The organism is Micromonospora sp. NPDC023814 (genome assembly GCF_040639595.1).
Classification (GTDB): Bacteria; Actinomycetota; Actinomycetes; order Mycobacteriales; family Micromonosporaceae; genus Micromonospora.
Genome location: NZ_JBFAAF010000043.1, coordinates 25645 through 46043 on the forward strand (window position 1 = coordinate 25645; position 20399 = coordinate 46043).

General features: G+C 73.7%; 18 protein-coding genes and 4 pseudogenes. 8 read left to right on the plus strand and 14 right to left on the minus strand.

What is annotated here, in order from left to right; all coding sequences use genetic code 11:
* Positions 1-16 precede the first annotated feature (16 nt).
* Positions 17-784, plus strand: coding sequence for a VOC family protein (locus tag AB0G14_RS22265; RefSeq protein WP_357700246.1), 768 nt, complete (start codon positions 17-19; stop codon positions 782-784).
* A gap of 674 nt (positions 785-1458) precedes the next feature.
* Positions 1459-2568 (plus strand): annotated as a pseudogene (locus AB0G14_RS22270) (low temperature requirement protein A); the annotation flags it as partial.
* 94 nt (positions 2569-2662) lie between these two features.
* Here AB0G14_RS22270 and AB0G14_RS22275 read toward each other — a convergent pair.
* From AB0G14_RS22275 to AB0G14_RS22290, 4 genes and pseudogenes are all read right to left on the minus strand, one after another.
* Positions 2663-2799 (minus strand): annotated as a pseudogene (locus AB0G14_RS22275) (IS5/IS1182 family transposase); the annotation flags it as partial.
* A 52-nt stretch (positions 2800-2851) separates the two neighbouring features.
* Positions 2852-2992 (minus strand): annotated as a pseudogene (locus tag AB0G14_RS22280) (hypothetical protein); the annotation flags it as partial.
* Positions 2976-3101 (minus strand): annotated as a pseudogene (locus AB0G14_RS22285) (hypothetical protein); the annotation flags it as partial. The pseudogenes AB0G14_RS22285 and AB0G14_RS22280, both read right to left, overlap by 17 nt.
* Positions 3098-6127, minus strand: coding sequence for a tetratricopeptide repeat protein (locus tag AB0G14_RS22290; protein WP_357700249.1), 3030 nt, complete (start codon positions 6125-6127; stop codon positions 3098-3100). The gene AB0G14_RS22290 and the pseudogene AB0G14_RS22285, both read right to left, overlap by 4 nt.
* Positions 6128-6309: 182 nt before the next feature.
* Between AB0G14_RS22290 and AB0G14_RS22295 the strand changes: the two genes are divergently transcribed.
* On the plus strand, positions 6310-6906 hold the full coding sequence (locus AB0G14_RS22295; RefSeq protein ID WP_357700251.1) for a peptidase inhibitor family I36 protein: 597 nt from the start codon (positions 6310-6312) through the stop codon (positions 6904-6906).
* Between the two features lie 291 nt (positions 6907-7197).
* Here AB0G14_RS22295 and AB0G14_RS22300 read toward each other — a convergent pair whose 3' ends face one another.
* Positions 7198-7956 carry a hypothetical protein gene (locus AB0G14_RS22300; RefSeq protein WP_357700253.1) on the minus strand — a complete coding sequence of 253 codons (759 nt, stop codon included), beginning with the start codon at positions 7954-7956 and terminating at the stop codon, positions 7198-7200.
* Positions 7957-7965: 9 nt separating this feature from the next.
* Positions 7966-8418, minus strand: coding sequence for a hypothetical protein (locus AB0G14_RS22305; RefSeq protein ID WP_357700256.1), 453 nt, complete (start codon positions 8416-8418; stop codon positions 7966-7968).
* Between the two features lie 142 nt (positions 8419-8560).
* Here AB0G14_RS22305 and AB0G14_RS22310 point away from each other — a divergent pair, with 142 nt between their 5' ends.
* The 3 genes from AB0G14_RS22310 to AB0G14_RS22320 all read left to right on the plus strand — a co-directional run bounded on the left by AB0G14_RS22310 (position 8561) and on the right by AB0G14_RS22320 (position 10618).
* On the plus strand, positions 8561-9742 hold the full coding sequence (locus AB0G14_RS22310; RefSeq protein WP_357700258.1) for a sensor histidine kinase: 1182 nt from the start codon (positions 8561-8563) through the stop codon (positions 9740-9742).
* Positions 9739-10395: a response regulator transcription factor gene (locus tag AB0G14_RS22315; protein ID WP_357700260.1), complete on the plus strand. Its 657-nt coding sequence runs from the start codon at positions 9739-9741 to the stop codon at positions 10393-10395. The genes AB0G14_RS22310 and AB0G14_RS22315 overlap by 4 nt, the downstream gene beginning before the upstream one ends.
* A 61-nt stretch (positions 10396-10456) precedes the next feature.
* Positions 10457-10618, plus strand: coding sequence for a hypothetical protein (locus AB0G14_RS22320; protein WP_357700262.1), 162 nt, complete (start codon positions 10457-10459; stop codon positions 10616-10618).
* 184 nt (positions 10619-10802) lie between these two features.
* Here AB0G14_RS22320 and AB0G14_RS22325 read toward each other — a convergent pair whose 3' ends face one another.
* The 4 genes from AB0G14_RS22325 to AB0G14_RS22340 all read right to left on the minus strand — a co-directional run bounded on the left by AB0G14_RS22325 (position 10803) and on the right by AB0G14_RS22340 (position 12936).
* The gene (locus AB0G14_RS22325; protein ID WP_357700264.1) at positions 10803-11402 is read right to left on the minus strand and encodes a winged helix-turn-helix domain-containing protein; all 600 of its coding nucleotides are present in this window, start codon (positions 11400-11402) and stop codon (positions 10803-10805) included.
* A 49-nt stretch (positions 11403-11451) separates the two neighbouring features.
* Positions 11452-11940 carry a rhodanese-like domain-containing protein gene (locus AB0G14_RS22330; protein ID WP_357700267.1) on the minus strand — a complete coding sequence of 163 codons (489 nt, stop codon included), beginning with the start codon at positions 11938-11940 and terminating at the stop codon, positions 11452-11454.
* A gap of 53 nt (positions 11941-11993) precedes the next feature.
* Positions 11994-12446 carry a cysteine dioxygenase family protein gene (locus AB0G14_RS22335; protein WP_357700269.1) on the minus strand — a complete coding sequence of 151 codons (453 nt, stop codon included), beginning with the start codon at positions 12444-12446 and terminating at the stop codon, positions 11994-11996.
* A 112-nt stretch (positions 12447-12558) separates the two neighbouring features.
* Complete coding sequence (locus AB0G14_RS22340; RefSeq protein ID WP_357700271.1) at positions 12559-12936, minus strand: signal peptidase I; 378 nt, start codon at positions 12934-12936, stop codon at positions 12559-12561.
* Positions 12937-12998: 62 nt separating this feature from the next.
* On the opposite strand from AB0G14_RS22340, the gene AB0G14_RS22345 reads away from it, so the two are divergent.
* A complete protein-coding gene (locus AB0G14_RS22345) occupies positions 12999-13397 on the plus strand; it encodes an ankyrin repeat domain-containing protein (RefSeq protein WP_357700273.1) in 399 nt (132 codons plus the stop codon).
* Positions 13398-13443: 46 nt separating this feature from the next.
* A complete protein-coding gene (locus AB0G14_RS22350) occupies positions 13444-14400 on the plus strand; it encodes a DUF3500 domain-containing protein (protein ID WP_357700275.1) in 957 nt (318 codons plus the stop codon).
* A 123-nt stretch (positions 14401-14523) separates the two neighbouring features.
* Here the strand turns inward: AB0G14_RS22350 and AB0G14_RS22355 are convergent, their stop codons facing one another.
* From AB0G14_RS22355 to AB0G14_RS22370, 4 genes are all read right to left on the minus strand, one after another.
* A complete protein-coding gene (locus tag AB0G14_RS22355) occupies positions 14524-15027 on the minus strand; it encodes a DUF2231 domain-containing protein (protein WP_357700277.1) in 504 nt (167 codons plus the stop codon).
* A gap of 146 nt (positions 15028-15173) precedes the next feature.
* Positions 15174-15914, minus strand: coding sequence for a GAF and ANTAR domain-containing protein (locus AB0G14_RS22360; protein WP_350705734.1), 741 nt, complete (start codon positions 15912-15914; stop codon positions 15174-15176).
* 184 nt (positions 15915-16098) lie between these two features.
* A complete protein-coding gene (gene secA2 / locus AB0G14_RS22365; RefSeq protein ID WP_357700280.1) occupies positions 16099-18390 on the minus strand; it encodes an accessory Sec system translocase SecA2 in 2292 nt (763 codons plus the stop codon).
* Between the two features lie 96 nt (positions 18391-18486).
* Entirely contained in the window at positions 18487-20331 is a 1845-nt protein-coding gene (locus AB0G14_RS22370) for an ABC transporter ATP-binding protein (protein WP_357700282.1), read from the minus strand.
* Positions 20332-20399: the final 68 nt, after the last annotated feature.

Sequence of the window (20399 nt, forward strand, 5' to 3'; positions counted from 1 at the left end):
AAGCGAGGCCGAGGCCATGACAGATACTCCACCGGGGGCACCCGCCTGGGTCGACCTGGTCACCACCGACCTCCCCGGCGCGGCGCGCTTCTACGCGCCCCTGTTCGGCTGGGCCGTCGCCGAGGCGGACCGGCAACCCGCGGCTGACGGTCACCTCGTCTTCCACCAGCAGGGCAAACCGGTGGCCGGTGCCGGGCTGGGGGCCGGCCCGCAACGGCCGCCTGCCTGGATGCCCTACCTGGCGACCGACGACGCCGAGGGGGCCTGCCAGCGGGTGACCGCCGCCGGCGGCCGGATCCTGACCGAGCCCTTCGACGTCCCCGGCTCCCGGCGGACGGCGCTCTTCGCCGACCCGTCCGGGGCACCGTTCGGGGTATGGCAGTCGCTCGGCACGCCGGGGGCCGAGGTGTTCGACGTACCCGGCTCACTGACCTGGGCCGAGCTGACCACGCGGGAGTCGGACCGGGCCAAGGAGTTCTACGGGTCGGTGTTCGGCTGGACGGCGGACGACCAACCGATGGGCCCGATCACCTACACCACCTGGCAGCTGGACGGCCGTCCCGTCGCCGGAATGATGCCCATGTTCGGCGAAGACTGGGGTGACCTCCCGTCCCACTGGATGGTCTACTTCGCGGTCACCGACACCGACAGGGTCGTCGCCGAGGCGCTACGGATGGGCGCGACGCTCGCCGTCCAGCCGACGGACCTGACGCGGGGCCGGTTCGCGGTGCTCACCGATCCACAGGGGGCGTTCTTCTCGATCCTCGGGACTACTCCGCCCTGACCGTACGGGAATCCGGCCGCACCGGCATCACCAGCGGCCCGTGCTCGCCGTCGGCGACGCGGACGCTGACATCGGGTAGCGCGCTCGATGAGGGTGCCGATAGATCTTCGACCAGCCCGACGCCGACACCGAAGCGGCTACTCCAAGCCGCGACGCAGCCTTTCGCCGACTCCTGTAAAGCCACGCCGCCGGGCCCGTCCAGGGCACCGGGTCATCTCGCCGACCCGCTCCAGCCCGCGGTAGACCTGTGGTGATCCGGTAGTAGTCGGTGCTGCCGGTGGCCCGCAGCCGCGCTGGCTGTCCCTGGAATCGCCAGGCGCGGCCGGGGCGGGGCTGCAGGTACCGCCAGGGGCGCAGCAAGGGGGTGACGCGCGTGTGGCAGCCAGCCGGGCCCGACTCTGCGGTCGGCGGAGTACCCACTCCAACCCACAGGGCCGGTTCGCCGCACCAGACACCCCGTCCGGGCTACAGGGGCAGCTACCCGCCCCTGGCCGACGTCTGAGAGCGAGGCGGACGAGATGACGGAGTCCGGACACGCGGCACTTGGGCTGGCCGGGCAGTTCTCGCTCTGAGCCCCGGGGAACCGTAGGTTCCTGCTCCCGCATTTGAGGTGTGATGTTCGTGTGTGGGGACGGGAGGGCTGGCGGGGACGCCGCGGTGGTCGGGCGGCCGGGATGCTGCGGGAGGAGGGCAGCGGGCAGCAGGCCACGTTCGTCGAGTTGTTCTTCGACCTCGTCATGGTTTTCGCGTTGACCCGGCTGGTCGAGCAGGCGGTGCCTGGGTTCAGCAGTGACAGCATCGGCGAGCGGTGGGCGAACATCGGCCGTACGCTGCTGCTTTTCGCGCCGCTGCTGTGGTTGTGGACCATGACGGCCTACATCACCAGCCGTTTCGAACCGAGACGCGCGGGCACGCAGTTGGTGGTGCTGGGCAGCGCCCTCGGGCTGCTGATCATGGGCACGGCGATTCCGCAGGCGTTCGGACCCGCTGGGTTGTCCTTCGCACTGCCGTTCGTGGCGGTGCAGGTCACCCGGGTGGCTGTCATAGCCTCCGGTCTCGGCTCGCACACCCTGCGCCGCCTGTACTCGCGAATTCTGGTCTGGTTCAGTATTGCCGCCGTGGGCTGGATCGCCGGCGCGCTCACCGAGGACGGGGCTCGGGTGGTGCTGTGGACGGCGGCGGTGGTGCTCGACCTGGGTGCCGCCCGGCTGGGGTGGCCGGTGCCCGGCCTGGGGCACGGGCGAGCCACCGTGTGGCAGGCCGGCGGTCGTCATCTCGCGGATCGCTATCCTCAGTTCCTGCTCATCGCCCTCGGCGAGAGCATTCTCGCCGTCGGGATCGTCTTCACCTCCGGGCCACGCACCCGCCACGAGACGCTCGGGCTGTTGGTGGCGTTCGCCACGACGGTGCTGCTGTGGCGCATCTACTTCTTCCGCGCCGGAGCGCTACTCGGCGAGGCCCTCGACAAGTGCCGCGACCCTGCCAGCTGGGGACGGCACATCGGCTTCTCCCACGCCCTGATGGTGCTGGGGATCGTGGCCACCGCGATCGGTTTTGACCTGGTGCAGCACCAGCACACCCACCACACCTATCCGCCCTGGCTGGCGATGATCACGGGTGGGCCGGTCATCTTCCTGGCCGGCCGAGCCCGCCTGGAATACCTCGTCTTCACCCGCGTGTCCCGCCGCCGGATCATCGGGATCACCCTGCTGCTGATCCCCACCCCACTGCTGTCCCACACCTCACCGCTGACGGCCGCCAGCCTCGCCGCACTCGTCCTCCTGCTCGTCGCCGTACTCGACAAACGTCACGCCAGACAGCGACCCCGAACACCCCAACCCAGCCGGCTGAACGGCGAAAACAGCTCGAGCTGCCACACGCGGCCAAGCGGTGGTCCCTGGTGGGAATCAGGGTGCCGCCAACGATCGCGATCTGGTCGACCGGCCGTCGACGGACCGGCCGAGGGTGTCGATGACCCGATGCGCGGCGGAGTGCAACACCCCGAACAGCGCCGGGTGGTCCGATCGCGAACACCCGGCCCAGCGCCACCGCGAGCAACGACGAGGCCGCGTACGGAGGGTCGTTGACGTACTGCGCCAGGGAGAACGCGTCCGGCCGCCGGTGCCCCGACCCCGGACCAGCGCCTGCCCACCGACACCGCGGAGCTCTGCACCCGGCCCGGGTGCTTGTGCAGCAGGAAGCCCAGATCGGTCGCGGACGGCACGGTCGAGGTGATGGTCAGGAACACGGCCACGGTGTGCCAACCGGCCCACCGGCCCACCACCCGATTCCGGCCGACCGCCGCCGGCTGGTTCATTCGGACGATGCCGGATCGAGGCGGGACAGGTGGGCGCGGACGGCGTCGGTGCTGGTCTCCTCGTCCTCGGTCTGGTCGACCCCGAGCACGGTCAGCAGGGCCAGGGCCTGCCGCCAGTGGTCGCGGGCCGACTCGAACCGCCCGAGGGCGTGCTGGGCGTGGGCGAGTCCGTCGTGGGCGCGGGCCTGGTCGAGGGGCTGACCCAACTCGTCCGCCAGGGCGAGGGCCCGCGCGTGCTGGTCGACGGCGGTCGCCGGATCGCCGGTGGCGTACCGGATCCGGCCCAGGCCCTGCCGGGCCTCGAACTCGAGGTTTCGGTCCCGGGCTTCCCCGGCCAGGTCGAGCAGTTGCCGGAAGTGGGCCACGGCCTCGGGGTACCGGCCCTGGGCGCGGAGGATGTCGCCCAGGCCGTTCAGCGCGTCCAGCTCACCCCGGTGGTGGCCGGTTTCCCGGGCCAACGCCAGCGCCTGCCGGTAGTGCTCGGCAGCCCGCGCCTGCCGCCGCTGGGTGCGGTGCACCAGGCCGAGCCCGTTGAGCGCGTCCAGTTCGCGGGGCCGGTGGCCGGTCTCCCGGGCGATCCGCAGCACCTGCTCCAGGTGGTCGATGGCCTGCTCGGGGCGGCCCTGCCGGCGGTGGATGTGGCCGAGACCGTGCAGCGCGTCCAGCGTGCCGCAGCGACGGTCAATCTCCTCGGCGATCCGCAGGACCTGGCGGTAGCAGTCGGTGGCCTCGGCGTACCGGCCCTGGGACCGGTGGACGTCACCGAGACCGGCGAGGGCGTCGAGTTCGCCGGCCCGCTCGCCGGTCGCGCGCGCGATCCGCAGCGCCTGCCGGAAGTCGTCGCTGGCCTCGGCGTTGCGCCCCTGGGACCGGTGGATGTGCCCGAGGTCGTTCCAGGCGGTCAGCTCGTACGCCCGCCGGCCGGCCGTCCCGGCGGACGCCAGTGCCTGGTGGTGCAGGACCTCGGCGGTCGGGTACCGGCCCCGGGTGTGCAGGTGCCGGTGCAGGGTGGCCGACAGGTACGGCAGGTAGGCGGTCATGCCGTGCGCGCCGGCGTGACGCGCGGCGGCCAGCAGGTTGGGCAGCTCGGCGTCCAGCCAGTCCAGCGCCGTCGCCTGGTCGGGCAGGTCGACGGTGGGGGTACCGGCGGGCGGGGCCGGCGGCGGCAGTCGCCGTGCGTAGGGGTAGGCGACCGCCGTCGCCCGTGCCGCGGTGTGCCGGTAGTGGTCGAGCAGCCGGGTCAGCGCCGCTTCGGTCTGTGCCGCCTGGTCCGGGCCGGCCGTGCCGGCCGCGTGGGTGCGGACCAGGTCGTGGAACCGGTACCGGCCCGGGACCGGCTCCTGGAGCAGGTGGGTGTCGAGGAGCTGGTCGACCGTCCGCCCGGCCTGCCGCACCGGCACCCCGAGGAGCGCGGCCAGGGCGTACGGGTCGATGTCGGGGCCCGGGTGCCGGCCCAGCAGGCGGTACGCGTCCTGCTGGGCACGGTTCAGGTGCCGGTAGGACAGGTCGAGGGCGGCGGTGACACTGCGCTGGCCGGCGTCGAGTTCGGCCAGCCGGTGTTCCTGGTCGCGCAGCCGCAGCACCAGGTGGGACAGACTCCAGGCGGGATGGGAGCGCAGCCGGGCGGCGGCGATGCGGATCGCCAGCGGCAGCCGACCGCACAGTTCCACCACCTCGATCAGCAGTTCGGTCGACGGGCTGCCGAGCCGGTCCCGGCCGACGGTCCGCTCGAACAGCGCGACCCCGTCCGGGGTGGGCAGGGTGTCCAGGGACAGCGCACCGGTGTGGTCGAGGCCGGTCAACCGGTGCCGGCTGGTGATCAGGACCAGGCAGCCGGGCGCACCGGGCAGCAGCGGCGCCACCTGTGCCTCGGTGGCGGCGTTGTCCAGCACGATCAGCATCCGCTGGTCGGCCAGCCGGGTGCGGTACAGCCCGGCCCGTTCCTGGAGCCCGGCCGGGATCTGCGGGCCCGGGACACCGAGGGAGCGCAGCAGGTGGTCGAGGACCTCGCCCGGCTCGCGGGGCGACATCCCGGGCGTGTGGCCGTGCAGATCGACGAAGAGCTGTCCGTCCGGGTAGCGGTCGGCGATCCGGTGGGCCGTGTGGACGGCGAGGGCGGTCTTGCCCACCCCGGCCATCCCGTCGATGGCGCTGATCACCACCGTGGCGGCGTCCCGGACCCGGTCGAGGGCGGCCAGCTCGCGCGTCCGGCCGGTGAACGACGGCGGCGGGGTGGGGAGCTGCCGGGGTACCAGTCGGGCGGTGCCCCGCCCGGCCGGCACGGGTTCCCCGCGCAGGATGGCCCGGTGCAGGTTCCGCAGTTCCGGGCCGGGGTCGGTGCCGAGCTGCTCGGCCAACCGCGCCCGGGTGACCGCGTAGTGCGCCAGGGCCTCGGCGCTCCGGCCGGCGGCGTGCAGCGCCTGCATCGACACCGCGACCAGGGGTTCGACCAACGGGTGGTCGACCACCAGGTCGGACAGTCGCCCGAGGACGGCGTCGTGGTTGCCCAGTCGCAGCTCGGCCCGGGCCCACGCCACCACGCCGGCCAACCAGTGCTGCTGCCAGCCGTCGCGCAACCGGGCGAACCACCCGCCGGACAGGTCCGCCACCGGGTCGCCCCGCCACAGGTCCAGCGCCTGGCGCAGCAGCGTCACGCGTTGGGTGTCGTCGTACCGGCCGTCGCGGGCCTGCTCCACCAGACGTTGGAAGCGGTGCAGGTCGACCCGGTCCGGGTCGAGGTCCAGCAGGTATCCGGCGGGCCGGCGGTCCAGCCGGGCAGCGCCGCCGTCCAGCTCGGCGGCCCGGTCGAGCAGGCGCCGGATCCGCATGATGTGCGCGTACAGCGCGTTGCGGGCCTCGGCGGGCGGCGGATCGTCCCAGACCCGGTCCACCAGGGTCTCCACCCGGACCGGCCGGCCGGCGTCCACGGCCAGCGCCGCGAACACCGCCCGCTGCTTGGGTGGGCCGAGGGCGAGCGGCTGGCCGGCCGCGCGCGCCTCCACCGCGCCGAGTAACCGGACCTCCATGCCCTCCTCCGCGTCCTGGGCGACTAGTCGGTACTGGTCAACGCTATGCGGCGCCGGCCACTAAGACGTTCGTAAGGTCGCCAACCAGACCGTGCCGGCAGGGTCGAGGAACAGCAGTCGGCGGCTCCGGGCTCGTACGAGGGGGAGCCCGGAGCCGCCGCCCGACCCTGAAGGGGGAACCCATGAAACTCGCGGCACGAATGATGGCCGTTCTCGGACTGGCCGCGGTGCTCGGCCCGGCGCTGGTGGTCGGCGGGCCGGCCGGACCGGTGTCCGCGGCCGAGCCGGACCGCCCCGCGCAGGCCACCACCGTCGGTGACCGGACCGAGCGGGTCCGCAAGGCCTACCGGATCGAGCCGGACGGCACGGCGCGGGAGGTCACGCCGACGGCCGGGGTCGGCCCGACCGGCAGTACGTACGCCTACGTCGTCTACCCCGCCTACGAGTCGGACTGCTGGTCCGGGGAGATGTGCATCTGGACCGGGGACTACTACAGCGGCTGGGGCCTCATCATGGGCGGCAGCTACGCCTCGTGCCAGGGCTGGCGGTTCGAGAACACGGTCTTCCAGGACCACACCTGGTCGATCTGGAACCGGGTGCCCGGCGGAACGTCCTCGATCTGGGACCGGTACGCCGACGGCTCGTACCGCTACACCAAGTACGCGCGGCTGGCCACCGGGTACAAGCACGACACCCGGTTCAGTCTGATCATGGACGCGTGGACGTTCGACCCGGCCAACAACTGCCGGAGCCTCAACCTGAGGCACGTGGACTTCTGACCGACAGGGTGCGGTCGCCCCGCCCCGGGCGACCGCACCCGTGCGCGGCAGGCCGCCGACGTGACCTGACCGCAGGGCTCCGTTGCATCAACACCCGACTTTGGGACGGCTGATCGCAGCCGCCAGTGGCGGCCCGGTGACCTGGGCATCCTGGTGGTGGCTGACGCCGGCGGTCCCGGCCGGCCTGCTGGTCGCCGGCGCGTCTACACCAACCAGACCAAGCCGAACGTCCGCCGCGACTTTGCCGGGGCCCTGACCGGTCGAGCGCCGTCCCGAAGAGCTCGTTCGCCCCTACTCGACTGGAGGCTGGACGGTTCGGCGTCTGGCGAGCCGCCACATCAGGCCGCCGAGGACCATGAGCCAGAGGGATTCCAGCGGTAGGACCATCACGAAGAGCAACAGGTCGGTGCCACCGGCCGGCGCCAAACCGACCCCGGCGAAGGCCAGCAGGCCATTGGTGAGCACCACCGCGCCGGCGATCGCCCCGGCAACCGCGAACCAGCGGGGATAGCGGGCATCGAGGGCGACCGCCAGCCCGGCCAAGAGCATGGTCAACCCGTAGAACACAACGATCTCGCTGTGGAAGGTGCCGTTGAGGAACCAGATTCCGGTTTCGGCCATGCGTTGCAGCGCCTCTTGTTCCGGACCGGTAGCGGTGGCCCACTCATCGGCCAGGACCTTGAGCGCGTAGCCGTCCACGCCGTAGTCGAAGACGACGAAGAGGCTCCCAACGATCGCACTGGGTACCAGGAACCGGCCGACCGCGCGGGCGACGCCCGGCGGCAGGGTGTTCGCGAGTGCGATGAAAGCACCGAGCCAGATAAGCCCAGCCACGATCGTGCCCAGATGGATGAGCAGCCAGGTCTGGTGGTCGGCGATGAACCGCAGGGCCACGGCCTCGCCTACGAGACTCTCCTCGCGCGTGGGTAGATCACCGTGCGGGGCGAACGACGCGCCGAGCACAAGTGGCCCGACGATCGCGCACACCGCGCCGATTCGGAGCAGAATCCGTTGCTCGGAGTCCACCGGCTCCGCCGTCGAGCGCGTCATACCTGTCTCCTATAGGTGGGTGCGTCGGTCTTCGTCGCCTGGGGCATGCGCGGTGGCGTGCCGGCCGTCGCGCAGCCGCCGTACGAGCACCGCCAGCCCGCCCGCGACGAGGCCCCACAGCATGTTCGTGACGAACAGCGGGATGATCGCCAACGGCATGGCGAGCGGGCCCTGAAGCTCTCCGGTGAGGATCGGCGAGAGCACTGCGCTGAGCAGGATCGCCGCGGCCGCGTAGGTGAGCCCGGCGGCCACGAGAGTCAGCAGCGGCTCGCGTACCCGGCTCAGGCCCACGATCAGCACCCAGGCCGAGGTGATGGCGATGGTGAGGATGAGCGGTGTTGCCGGCTTCCCCAACACATCGCTCAGGCCGACGATGGAGAAGAGCGGCCGGACGAGCGCCAGCGCGGCAAGGCCGATCACCAACGGCCAGTTGAGGCGTCGAAGAACTGAGGCAGGTTCCATGTCTTCACGCTAGAGTCGCCTGCTCGGCCGGCCTGTCGGTCAAGTCTCGTCACTTTTCGGTGGGCGCTACACCGTGAGGCGACATGGAACGTCGCCCCACGACGTACACGTCGCCCGGCAGACGGATGCGATCATGTCGATCATGTCCATGACCCGTGGCGCGGGCGACGGTGAGGTGGCCCCGTGGGTCCTCACCGCTCTGGTCGCCGCCGGCCAGGCCATCGCGGTCGCGCTCATCATCGCGATCGGCTCGCACGACGGTGGGCGACACGACGTCGGGGCGTACGTGTTCGCGGCCGGCTTCGGTGCGCTGCTGCTGCTCCGCAGCCGGCTGCCGGTCGCCGTGCTGATCACCGCGGTCCTGCTCGTCTTCGCCTACTACGCCGCCGGATACCCACCGATCGGCATGGCGCTGCCCCTGGTCGGGGCCTTCTACAGCGCCGCCGAGCGGGGACGCGCAGCCGTGGCCCCCGTTGTCGGAGCGGTCCTGCTTGCGGTGTCGTTGTACTTCCGCATCACCGACGGCGAGTCCAGCGCCGTCCTGGCCTACGACCTGATCACGAACGTGGCCCTCATCGGCTGCGCGATCGCCCTCGCCCTCGCGGTCCGCAGCACGCGTGCCCTGCGCAACCAGCAACGCCGAGTGGTCGCCCTGGAACGTCACCATCAGCAGGAACGGGCAGCCCGCCACCTTGAGGCAGAACGCCTGCGCATCGCACGGGACGTCCACGATTCGATCGGCCACGCGCTGTCCCTGGTCTCCGTCCAGGCACGCGTCGCGCAGCAGTCGCTCGGTACCGACGACGCGGCCGTCGCGCGGGCCCTCGACAACGTCGTCGACGCCACCCGGTCATCCCTGGCGGATCTGCGCCGCACCCTGGCGATCCTCCAGTCCGATCGCGAGGACGCGGGCCGGGCCCTGCTCACCCTGACCGGCATCGAACGCACCGCGCAGGCGGCCCGCGACGCCGGACTCGACGTGACGGTCTCGATCGACGTCAACGAGGCCGCCATTCCCGCGCCGACGGCAAGCACCGCCTTCCGGATCGTGCAGGAGTCGGTTACCAACGTGCTCCGTCATGCGAACGCCAACCAGGCCACGATCACCGTCCGGAGCAGCAAGGACGAGCTGCGCGTACGCGTCGCCGACGACGGCCACGGCGCGCGGACGGAACCCGGTCTCCGGTCCACCCGGGGCGACGGGGGGCGGGGAATCGACGGTATGCGGGAGCGGGCGGCACTGCTCGGCGGCACCCTCACGGCCGGGTCCACCCCCACGGGATTCACTGTCGAGGCGGTACTGCCGATCGGAGGAGCACGGTGATCAGGGTGGTCATCGCCGAAGACGAGGTACTGCTGCGCGGCGGCCTGAAGGCCCTGGCCGAACATGACGGTGACATCCAGGTCGTCGCCGAGGCGGACCAGGGCGGGGCTGCCGTCGCCCGGGTACGCGAGCTGCGACCGGATGTGGTTCTCATGGACATCCGGATGCCCGGCCTCGACGGCATCGCAGCAACCCAGATCATCACCGAGTGCCCCGCTCTCGCTGATGTCGCCGTGCTGGTCCTGACCACCTTCGGCGAGGAGCAGACCGTGCTGGAGGCGCTGCGGGCCGGCGCGGCCGGCTACGTACTCAAGGACATCGCCCCGGAGGAGTTGCGCGAGGCGATCCGGGCGGTCGCTGCGGGGCGGCCGGTCCTGTCCCCCGATGTCACCACGACCGTCATGCGGGCCGCCGTCAGGTCCCGGTCCGGGCCCGACCCGGACCTCATCGGCCGGCTCGCACCACGGGAACTCGAGGTCCTCGCCGAGATCGGCCTCGGACTGAACAACGCCGAGATCGCCGAGCGACTCTTCATCAGCCCGGCGACCGCTCGGACCTACGTGAGTCGGCTGCTCCACAAGCTGGACGCCCGTGACCGTGCCCAGTTGGTCGTGATCGCGCACCGCGCCGGCCTCGTCGACACCCCTCGGTGAGGCCGGACCGCGGACGAGCCGTCGACTCCACCGCCTGTCGGCCCATCGGCCGATCGCCAAGGTGCTGCATCGCAAGATCAGGGCGGCCGTGGACCCGACCACCGCCGACGTCGCTGTGCAGGTGTATGACCTGGATGAGATCGCCGCACGTCTCGCGGCCACCGCCGACCACGACGGCCTGACCTCGCTTCTGGCCGCGGACTTGCCCCAGAGCGCATCATGACGGCTCACGGTGGCGAACGCCGCCGCCGGTCCAGGCGAGGAGGCTTCGCCGAGGCGCCCCGGGCGTCCCGTAGCTCGCCGGACGGAAGAAGGCGCGGCGCACCCGGAGATTCGGGTGCGCCGCGCCGGGTGCCGAACGGCCGGGCTCGTGAGGAGCCGTCGTCGAACTCGGTTCCCGGTGCCCGTCAGCGGCTCCGGTCGACCTCGATCCGGGCCTCGTCGGCCAGGCGGTAGCCGACACCGTGGACGGTGGTCACCAGCGGCGTGTCGGCGCCGAACTTGGCGCGCAGCCGGCGGACGTGCACGTCGACGGTGCGGGCCACCGCGTGTTCGTAGCCCCAGACGTTGGCGAGCAGTTGGAGGCGGGTGAAGACCTGGCGGGGCCGCTCGGCCAGGAACAGCAGCAGGTCGTACTCGATGCGGGTCAGCGCCACCGCCCGGGAGCCGTGGCGGACGACCCGCGGCCCGGCGAGGATCCGGACCCGGTCGGGGCGCCCGGCGTCCGGGGCCGGGCCGGGGTCCGCGACGGCCGTGGCTCCGTCGGGGTGCGCGGCGGCCCGGGCCGGGCGGGGCGCCGCCGGTGGGCCCTCGGCGGCGGCCGGGCGCACGCGCCCCTCCCCCGACTCGGCGAGTTCGCCGATCAGCTCCAGCAGCCGGGCCAGGCGGGGGCTCAGCGGCCCGGGAGCGACGTCGAGGGTGATGGTGAGGGTCGGTGCGGAGCGCGGGCGGACCGGACCGGGGCGGCCGGCCGGCTGGGGCCGGGGGGTGAGAGCGACGACGGACATGGAGCCTCCTGGGGACGGCGGTGCCGCCACGCCCGGTGGGGCGGGACGGTCAGGACGGCGCCCGGCCGGCGGTCACCGGGGGCGCGGGAGTGGACGGACGGGGTGGTGGGGTGGGGCCGAGGACGGGCAGGCCGGCGAGCCGCCAGGCGACGAAGCCACCGACCACGTCCGTGGCGCGGTGCAGCCCGAGGTCCTGCAGGGCGGCGGCGGCCAGCGAGGAGGTGTAGCCCTCCTGGCAGATGACCACCACCGGCAGGTCGTAGCCGACCGCCTGCGGCAGCCGTGCCGGGCAGCGCGGGTCGAAGCGCCACTCCAGCACGTTGCGTTCGACCACCAGCGAGCCCGGCACGGTGCCGTGCGCGGCCCGCTGGGCGGCCGGGCGGATGTCGACCAGCAGCGCCCCGCCACGGCAGGCCAGGTGCGCCCGCTCAGGATTCAGCCGGTCGAGCCGCGCGCGGGCGGCGGCCAGGATCTCGTCGATGCCCCGGGAGCCCGGCGGCGCCGGGGCCGGACAGGCGTGCGGGTCGGTCTGCGGCATGGTCGTTTCCTCCGGTGGGTGCTGACGGTCGGTGGCGCGGGACGGTGGGGCGTTCACCAGGCGACCCCGGCCTCGGCCACCTCGGCGGCGCGGAGCCGGCCGTCGGCGAGCAGGTAGCGGGTCATCCGGCGCAGGGCGGGGCGGTAAACGTGGACGCTCACGGCCGGCTCGTCGCCCCGGTTGGTCACCTGGTGCACGTGCCGGGGCCCGAAGCGACGGCCGGAACCGGCGGCCAGGTGGTGCGGGCGCAGCCGACCCCCGCTGACGGTCTCCTCGGTGAGGGTGCCGGCCACGACGAGGAACGCGCCGCCCGAGCCGCCGTGGTCGTGCAGGTCGGTGCCCTGTCCGGGCAGCCAGCTCAGCGCCCAGACCTCGTGGTCGGTCTGGGCGAGCCGGGCGTACCACCGGGAGGCCGGGTCGAAGCGCAGCGGCACCGGCCATCCGGCCGGATCGGCGGCCCATGCTCCGGCGATGGCGAGCAGGTCGGGCTGGCGACGGTCGGTCATGGCGGTCCTTCGGGTACGGCGACGTGCGGAGCCTCAGCTTAGCCTGTAAATCCTATGGGTTTAGTAGGCAATTCCGCATGCCGGGACACGCGCGTCCACGCGTCGGTACGGGTCAGCGCCGGACCGGCGGCTCCACCCGGTAGCCGGGGACCGACGGCCAGCGGACGGTCAGCACGACCGCCTCGCACTCGGCGTACCAGGAGTGGTCCACCCCGCGCCCCCACAGCACGTAGTCGCCGGGCTCGCGCAGCACCACCGTCCGGTCCGGCAACTCGACCCGGAAGCGCCCGCTGACCAGCACCAGCAGGGCGGTCCGCCGCTCGTCGGTCGCCCATCGGGAGCGCGCCTCACCGGCCGGGTGCACGCCCCACTTGACCTCGACGTCGGCGCTGTGCCGGACGTCGCCGGGCGGCATGAAGTGGCCGAGCAGCCAGCCGGCGTTCGTCGCACCGTCGACGCCCGCGTTGCCCACGTACACCGTGCCGTCCATCGCCCCTCCCCAGCGCGCCGGCCGAGCAACCTACCAGGTTGCCGCACGACTAACCTGGACCGGTGAGTGAGGAACTCGACGCCGAGACGCTGGCGTTCGCGCACCGGATGTTCGACCTGGCGCGCGACGGCGGCACCGACGAGCTGGCCGACTACGTCGACGCGGGGCTGCCGGTCGACCTGACCAACGACAAGGGCGACACCCTGCTGATCCTGGCGGCGTACCACGCCCACCCGGAGACGGTCGCCGCGCTGCTCGCCCGGGGTGCCGACCATGCCAGCACCAACGACCGGGGGCAGACGGCGCTGGCCGCCGCGACGTTCCGCAGCAGCGCCGACGCGGTCCGGGCGCTGCTCGCCGCCGGGGCCGACCCGCACCACGGCAACCCGTCGGCGGTGGAGACGGCCCGCTTCTTCGACCTGCCCGAGATGCTCGCGCTGCTGAAGACACCGGCCGGCTGACGGGGGACGGCCCCCGCGCCCGGGTCCCGGCCGGTATACAGAGGCGGTGGAAGATCCGCTGCCCGAGCAGATGCGCACCGCCGGCACGGCGCTGTTGGCCGCGCTGGACGAGCCCGCCCGCGCCCGCGCCGCCCTCCGGTTCGACGACGAGCAGGCCCGGCGCTGGCTGGAGTACCGGCCGCGACCCCGGCCCGGGGTGTGCCTGGCCGACCTGGACCGCGCCGGGCGCAAGGCCGCACACCGGCTGCTGGCCACCGCGCTGAGCCCACCGGCGTACGCCCAGGCGATGGCGATCGTCGGGCTGGAGGAGGTGCTGGACCGGGCGGAGGGATGGCGCCGGGGCCGGCACAGCGGCGACTACTGGGTGGCCGTCTTCGGCGACCCGGCCCGGGACGACGCGTGGGCGTGGCGGCTGGAGGGGCACCACCTCTCGGTGAGCATGACCGTGGTGGCCGACCAGGTCTCCCCCGCGCCGATCTTCCTCGGCGCCAACCCGGCCACCGTCCGGTACGCCGGCCGCCCCGTCTCCCGGCCCCTGGGCGTCGAGGAGGACCTGGGCCGCGCCCTGCTGGACGCCATCGGTCCGGCCGGCCGGGCCGCCGCGATCGTCGCCGACGAGGCGCCCGGCGACATCATCAGCGCCACCCGCGCCCGCGTCGACGCGCCGCTGGAGCCGCTCGGGGTGCCCGCCGACCGGCTCGGCCCCACCGGCCGGGCGCTGCTGGACCAGCTCGTCGCGCTCTACCTGGACCGGCTCCCGCCCGAGCTGGCGATCCGGGAGGCACGCCGGCTGACCTCGGGGCAGCTGCACTTCGCCTGGGCCGGCCCGACCCGTCCCGGCCAGCGCCACTACTACCGGGTGCAGGGCGACGACCTGCTGATCGAGTACGACAACACCACCGACGACGGCAACCACGCGCACACCGTGCTGCGCCGCCCGGCCAGCGACTTCGGCGCGGACGTCCTGGCCGCCCACCACGCCGAATCCCACCCGACCAGCTGAGCCTCCCCGCCATCCTCGTCGCCTCGCGATCTTGCACTTCCGCCCTCGGATCGGGCGGAACTGCCACCTTCGTCCGGGCGCCAAGTGCAAGATCGCGGGGGCGGAGACGGGGGGTGGGGTGGGTCAGGGGCGGGGGCGGGCCAGGTCGACGGTGGAGCCGGAGACACCGCCCAGCGCGTCGAAGGTGGTCGCCTCGGCCCGGCGGCCCGCGTCGAACAGCCGCACCAGCCGGGCGCCCAGCCGGACGCCGAGCGCACCGACGGCCAGGGCAACGACCTCGGTGAGCAGCAGCACGACGCCGGCGCCGCGCTGCGGCGCGTCCGCGCGGACGAGGCAGGACACCAGGAACAGCGCGGCCATCGCCACGTTCACCAGGTTGAAGGTCACCGCCGTGCGCCGGGTCCGGCCGCCCGGCACGTCCCACAGGTCGATCATGCCGGCCACGGCCGTCAGCGCTGCGGCGAACAGGGCCGCCACCGAGCTCCAGTAGCCCACCTCGCCGAGGAAGGCCGGTCCCCCGAGCACGTCGGTCAGGTCGAACACGGTCGCGCTCACGAAGAGTCCGAACGGGAACGTCACCAGCATCGGTTGGATCGGGTGCCCCTGCACCCGAAGTCGGCTCTGCATCGTTCCTCCCCCAGGTCGACTCACCCCACGAATCCAGAGTGCTACCCGGGCGCTCCCAGGGCGAAACGACACGCGCCCATCGGCCCCAGATGTCACGGCGCCGGGAGGGGCGGCGAACGGGACGGCGACGGGGTGGCGGACGGGACTCAGGTGTCCCGGGGGCGCGACACGGTGCTGACCAGCCGGTCGGCCACCTCGCGCAGCGGGATGTCCAGCGACGACGCGGCGCTGCGCAGCACGTCGAGAGCCTCCTCGGCCGGGCAGCCGCGCTGGGTCATGATGACCCCGATCGCCTGCCCCACCACCCCGTCGCCCAGCAGCGACGAGTCCAGCTCCCCGGCCCGGGCCGCCCGGCGCGCCCGGTCGCGGACCGCCGCGAGGAGCAGCCCGGCGTGCTCGGCGAGCAGCATCGCGGTGAGCTGGTGCCCGGGGGTGAGCAGGTCGGCGGCGCCGGCGTAGAGGTTGATCGCCCCGATCACCTGCTCGTCGACGTCGACGGGGGCGGAGATCACCCCGTGCACGCCCAACTCCCGCGCGCGGGGCGTCCAGGCCGGCCAGCGCGGCTCGCGGCCCAGGTGCTCGGAGAGGATCATCTCCCGCCGCCGGATCGCGTCCATCGCCGGCGAGTCCGGGCCGTGCCGCAGGTCGTCCAGCCCCGCCAGCCGCTCGTCGGAGGCGGCCACGCCGGCCGGCTCCCCGGCCCGCAGCGCGGTGAAGCCGCACCAGCTCACGCCGTCCACCGCGTCCCGGCCGATGCGCACCAGCGCCGCCAGCGCCTCGTCGAAGTCGTCGACCGCGATCAGCCCGGCCGTCAGCTCCCGCAGCAGGGCGGCCGTCTCCAGGACGCCGAGCCGTTCCACCGCCGGGTCCCGCATCTCCAGGTTCACCGCTGCACAGCCTCCACGGACCCCGCGCGCGCCCCCGCACGCCCGACCGGCGCCGTCACCCATTCCATCTTCTGATCTCTCCCGATTCTTCGGACCCGGCCTACTACCCTCGCAAACCAGGGTCGAAACGGCGCAAAAGGGGGCCCCTTCCGGCGCCGCGTGGCGCGGAAGGGGCCCCGACGCGTCAGCGGGAGCCGGCGCTGAGCCGTCGACCCACGGAAGCGATCAACCGGTCCAGCTCGGAGCCGAACGGGTTGTCGTGCACCAGGTACGTCCAGGTGGCGCTCGGCCGCACCAGCTTCGCCTCGTCCGGCTCCCAGTCCTCGCCGAACTCCGTCTCCTCGAAGGTCGCGATGGTCCGCTTCTCGATCTCCGGGATCAGGTTGTTGAACGCCGGCACCGCCGCCCGGTGGAACTCGTCCAGCGGGTCGAGCCGGCCGAGCGCGCGCAGGTGCACGCCCTCGCGCACCTCGGACAGCTCGGCGAGGTGCTCCGCCCAGAGCCGGTCGAGGTGGTAGAGGGCGATCCACCGGGCGGCCCGGGCGAGCAGGTCCTCGTCCAGCTCCTCGGCCTTCTCCGGCACCCGGTCCAGCAGCATCAGCGCCGCCACGTCGCTGGTCAGCAGCCGCTCCCGCCGCTCGGCGAGGGCCTTGCGCTGCTGCTCGATGACCACGCTGTAGCGCCAGGTGTTGCGGTGGATCTCGTGGTTGACGCCCTCGGCGACCCGCTGGGCGTGCTCGACGGCGTAGTCGACCTGCTCGTCGGTGACCAGGCCGTCGGCGTTCATCCGGGGCGACGCCGGGACGGCGTCGCCGGCGTGCCGGACGACCAGGTCGTCCTCGAGGCTGACGAAGAAGACCGAGCCACCCGGGTCGCCCTGGCGGCCGGCCCGGCCGCGCAACTGGTCGTCGACCCGCCGGCTGTCGTGCCGGCCGCTGCCGATCACGTAGAGGCCGCCCAGCTCGGCGACCCGCTCCCGGTCGGTCTGGTCGCTGCCGCCGAGCCGGATGTCCACGCCCCGGCCGGCCATCTGGGTGGAGACGGTCACCGCGCCGTACGCGCCGGCCTCGGCGATGATCGCCGCCTCCTCGTCGTCGTTCTTGGCGTTGAGCACCACGCAGGGCACCCCGGCGGCGTTCAGGCCGGCCGCCAGCCCCTCGGACTCCTTCACGTCCAGCGTGCCGACCAGCACCGGCCGCCCCGCCGAGTGGCAGCGCGTGATCTCGTCGATCAGCGCCTCCTCCTTCTCGGCCCGGGTGGCGTAGATCCGGTCCGGCTCGTCCTCGCGGACGCACGGGGTGTTCGGCGGGATCACCGCCACCTCGAGGCCGAAGAACTCCCGGAGCTGGTCGCCCACCAGCACCGCGGTCGCCGTCATGCCGCACACCGTCGGGTAGAGCGCGATGTACGCCTGCACGGCGATGGTGCCGAGCACCTCGCCCTCGGCGGTGGCGTCCAGGCCCTCCTTGGCCTCCACCGCCGCCTGGAGCCCGTCCGGCCAACGGCGGCGCTGGGCCACCCGGCCGCGCATCTCGTCGATCAGCTCGACGGTGCCGTCGCGGACGATGTAGTCGACGTCGCGGTGCAGCAGGGCGTGCGCGTGCAGCGCCACGTTCACCGCCGAGAGCTGCGCGACGTGCTCCTCGTCGTACAGGTCGATGCCGAGCCTGGCCTCGACGGCGGCCAGGCCGGCGGCGGTGAAGGCCACGCTGCGGCCGTCCTCGGCGACCGTGTAGTGCTTGCCCTTGCGCAGGCCGCGCACCAGGGCGGCGGCCGCGTGCACCGGGTCCTGCTCGCCGGCGACCGCGCCGGCGAGGACCATCGGCACCCGGGCCTCGTCGATGAGGATCGAGTCGGCCTCGTCGACGATCGCCGTGCGCAGCGGCGGCTGCACCCGGTCGTCGATGTCGGTCACGAGCTGGTCGCGCAGGTAGTCGAAGCCGGCCTCGCTGACGGAGACGTAGGTGACGTCGCAGGCGTACGCGTCGCGCCGCTCCTCGGGGGTGGATGCCTCGTTGACCCAGCCGACGGTCAGGCCGAGCAGGGTGTAGACGGGCTCCATCCACTGGGCGTCGCGGCGGGCCAGGTAGTCGTTGACGGTGAGCACGTGCACCGGGCCGTTGCCGAGCCGGACGTGCCCGTACGCGGCGATGGTGGCGGTGAGCGTCTTGCCCTCACCGGTGGCCATCTCGGCGACCTTGCCCGAGAGCAGGGCCATGGCGCCGAGCAGCTGCACGTCGTACGGCCGCTGGTCGATGCCGCGGCGGGCGGCCTCCCGGCCGATCGCGCAGATCTCCTCGTAGCCCGTGGCCGCGCCGGCGGCCTCGGTCAGCTCGGCGTCGTCGAGGGCCGACAGCTTCTCCTCGCGCGCCTCGATGGCCGGCAGCAGCTTCTCCAGCGGCCCCAGGTCGACCGTCGTCCCCGGGCGCTGGAGGAACCGGCGGAACCTGCTCTTCAAGCGTTGCGACACACCCATGAGCGGCAACGGTACGCGACCGGGCCCGGTGGCGGCGGCCCGCCCGGCGCGGCGCCGCGCGGGTGTCGCCGCCGGGCGGGTCGGGCCGCCGGCCGCTCAGGTCACCAGGAGCTGGTGAGTGGCCAGCTCGCGGTAGAGCGGGCTGGTCACGGTCAGCTCGTCGTGGGTGCCGGTGGCGGCCACCCGCCCGCCGTCGAGCACCACGATCTGGTCGGCGTCGACGACCGTGGAGAGCCGGTGCGCCACGATCAACAGGGTCCGCCGGACGGCCACCGCGTCGATGGCCCGGCGCAGCGCGGCCTCGTTGCGGGCGTCGAGGTTGCTGGTCGGCTCGTCGAGCAGCAACACCGGCGGCCCGGCCAGCAGGGCCCGGGCGATCGCCAGCCGCTGCCGCTCGCCGCCGGAGAGCAGCACCCCACCCTCGCCCACCTGCACGGCCAGCCCCTCCGGGGCCCGCTCGGCGAGATGACCGAGGTTGACCTCGTCGAGCACCGCACGCAGCCGGTCGTCGGTGGCGTCCGGCGCGCTGATCAGCAGGTTCTCCCGGAGCGTGCCGGCCAGCACCGGCGCGGACTGCTCGACGTAGCCGAGGCGGGCGCGCAGCGCGTCGCGGGGCAGGTCGCGCACGTCCACCCCGTCCAGCCGCAGGGTGCCCCCGGTCACGTCGTAGAAGCGCTCGACCAGGGCCAGCAGCGTCGACTTGCCGGCGCCGGAGGGGCCGACGAGTGCCGTGCGGGTGCCGGCCGGCACGGTGAAGCTGACCTCGCGCAGCACCGGCGGGCCGCCCGGGTAGTGGAAGTCGACCCGGTCGAACGTGACGGCCGCCGGTGCCCCGTCGGCGGTGCTCGGCCAGGTCGGGGCGGCGGTGTGACGGACGGGCGCGGGACGGTCGGCCGCGCCCTCCACCGGCACCGCGAGCACCTCCTCGATCCGCTGCAACGCGCCCAGCCCGGTCTGCAACTGGGCGTAGGCGTGCACCGCCTGGCCGAGCGGCAGCACCAGGAAGAACAGCAGCATCACGAACGCGACCAGGTCACCCACGGTGATCACACCGGCCGCCACCCGCGCCCCGCCCACGCCCAGCACCAGCAGGAACGCGCCCTGGATCGTGACCGTGCTCACCGGGCCGACGAACGCCTGCACCCGGGCCACCCGCAGCCCCGCCGCGTACGCCTGCGCCGCGCTGGCGCCGACCGTGTCGGCCTCGCGCCGCTCCGCCCGGGCCGCGCGGATCGTCCGGACGGCGGAGATCGCCCGCTCCACCGCCGAGGTCATCTCCCCGATGCGCTCCTGGGCGGTCCGGGCCAGGTCGCGCATCCGGCGCGCGAAGGCGACCGCGAAGCCGACCCCGGCGGCCACCCCGAGCAGGGTCACCCCGAACAGCACCGGGTCGAGCAGCACCATCGCGCCGGCCGCGCCCAGCACCATCACCGCGCCGGTGACCACCTCGAACAGCCCGGAGGTGACCACCGCCCGCAGCAGCGTGGTGTCCGAGCCGACCCGGGACAGCAGGTCGCCGGTGCGGCGGCGGTCGTACTCGGCGATCGGCAGCCGCAGCAGGTGCCCGGCCAGCCGCCGCCGGGTGCCCAGCACGACGCCCTCGGCGGTGCGCTGCAGCAGGTAGTCCCGCAGCCCGCCGAGCGCCGCGGCCCCCAGCACCAGGGCGACCAGCACCGCCACCAGGCCGGCCACCGGCCGGGCCGCCGACACGCCGTCGAGCACCGCGCGGGTGAGCAGCGGCTGCGCCAGCGACGCCGCCGCCCCGGCCAGCGACAGCGCGCCCACCACGGCGAGGGTGCCGCGGTGGGCGCGCAGGTACGGCAGCAGGGCGGCAAGGCCGACCCGACGCTGCCCGGGGGCGCTCGCGGGGTCACCCGCAGGAGCCTCGGCGCCGGCGGGAGCGGCGGGAGCGGCGGCGGCTGCGGGGGCATCGGCGGTCACGACGCGGTCCTGTCGGTCATGCCCGCCAACGGTAACCGGCCCCGGCATCCGCCCCGGCCGGACGCGGA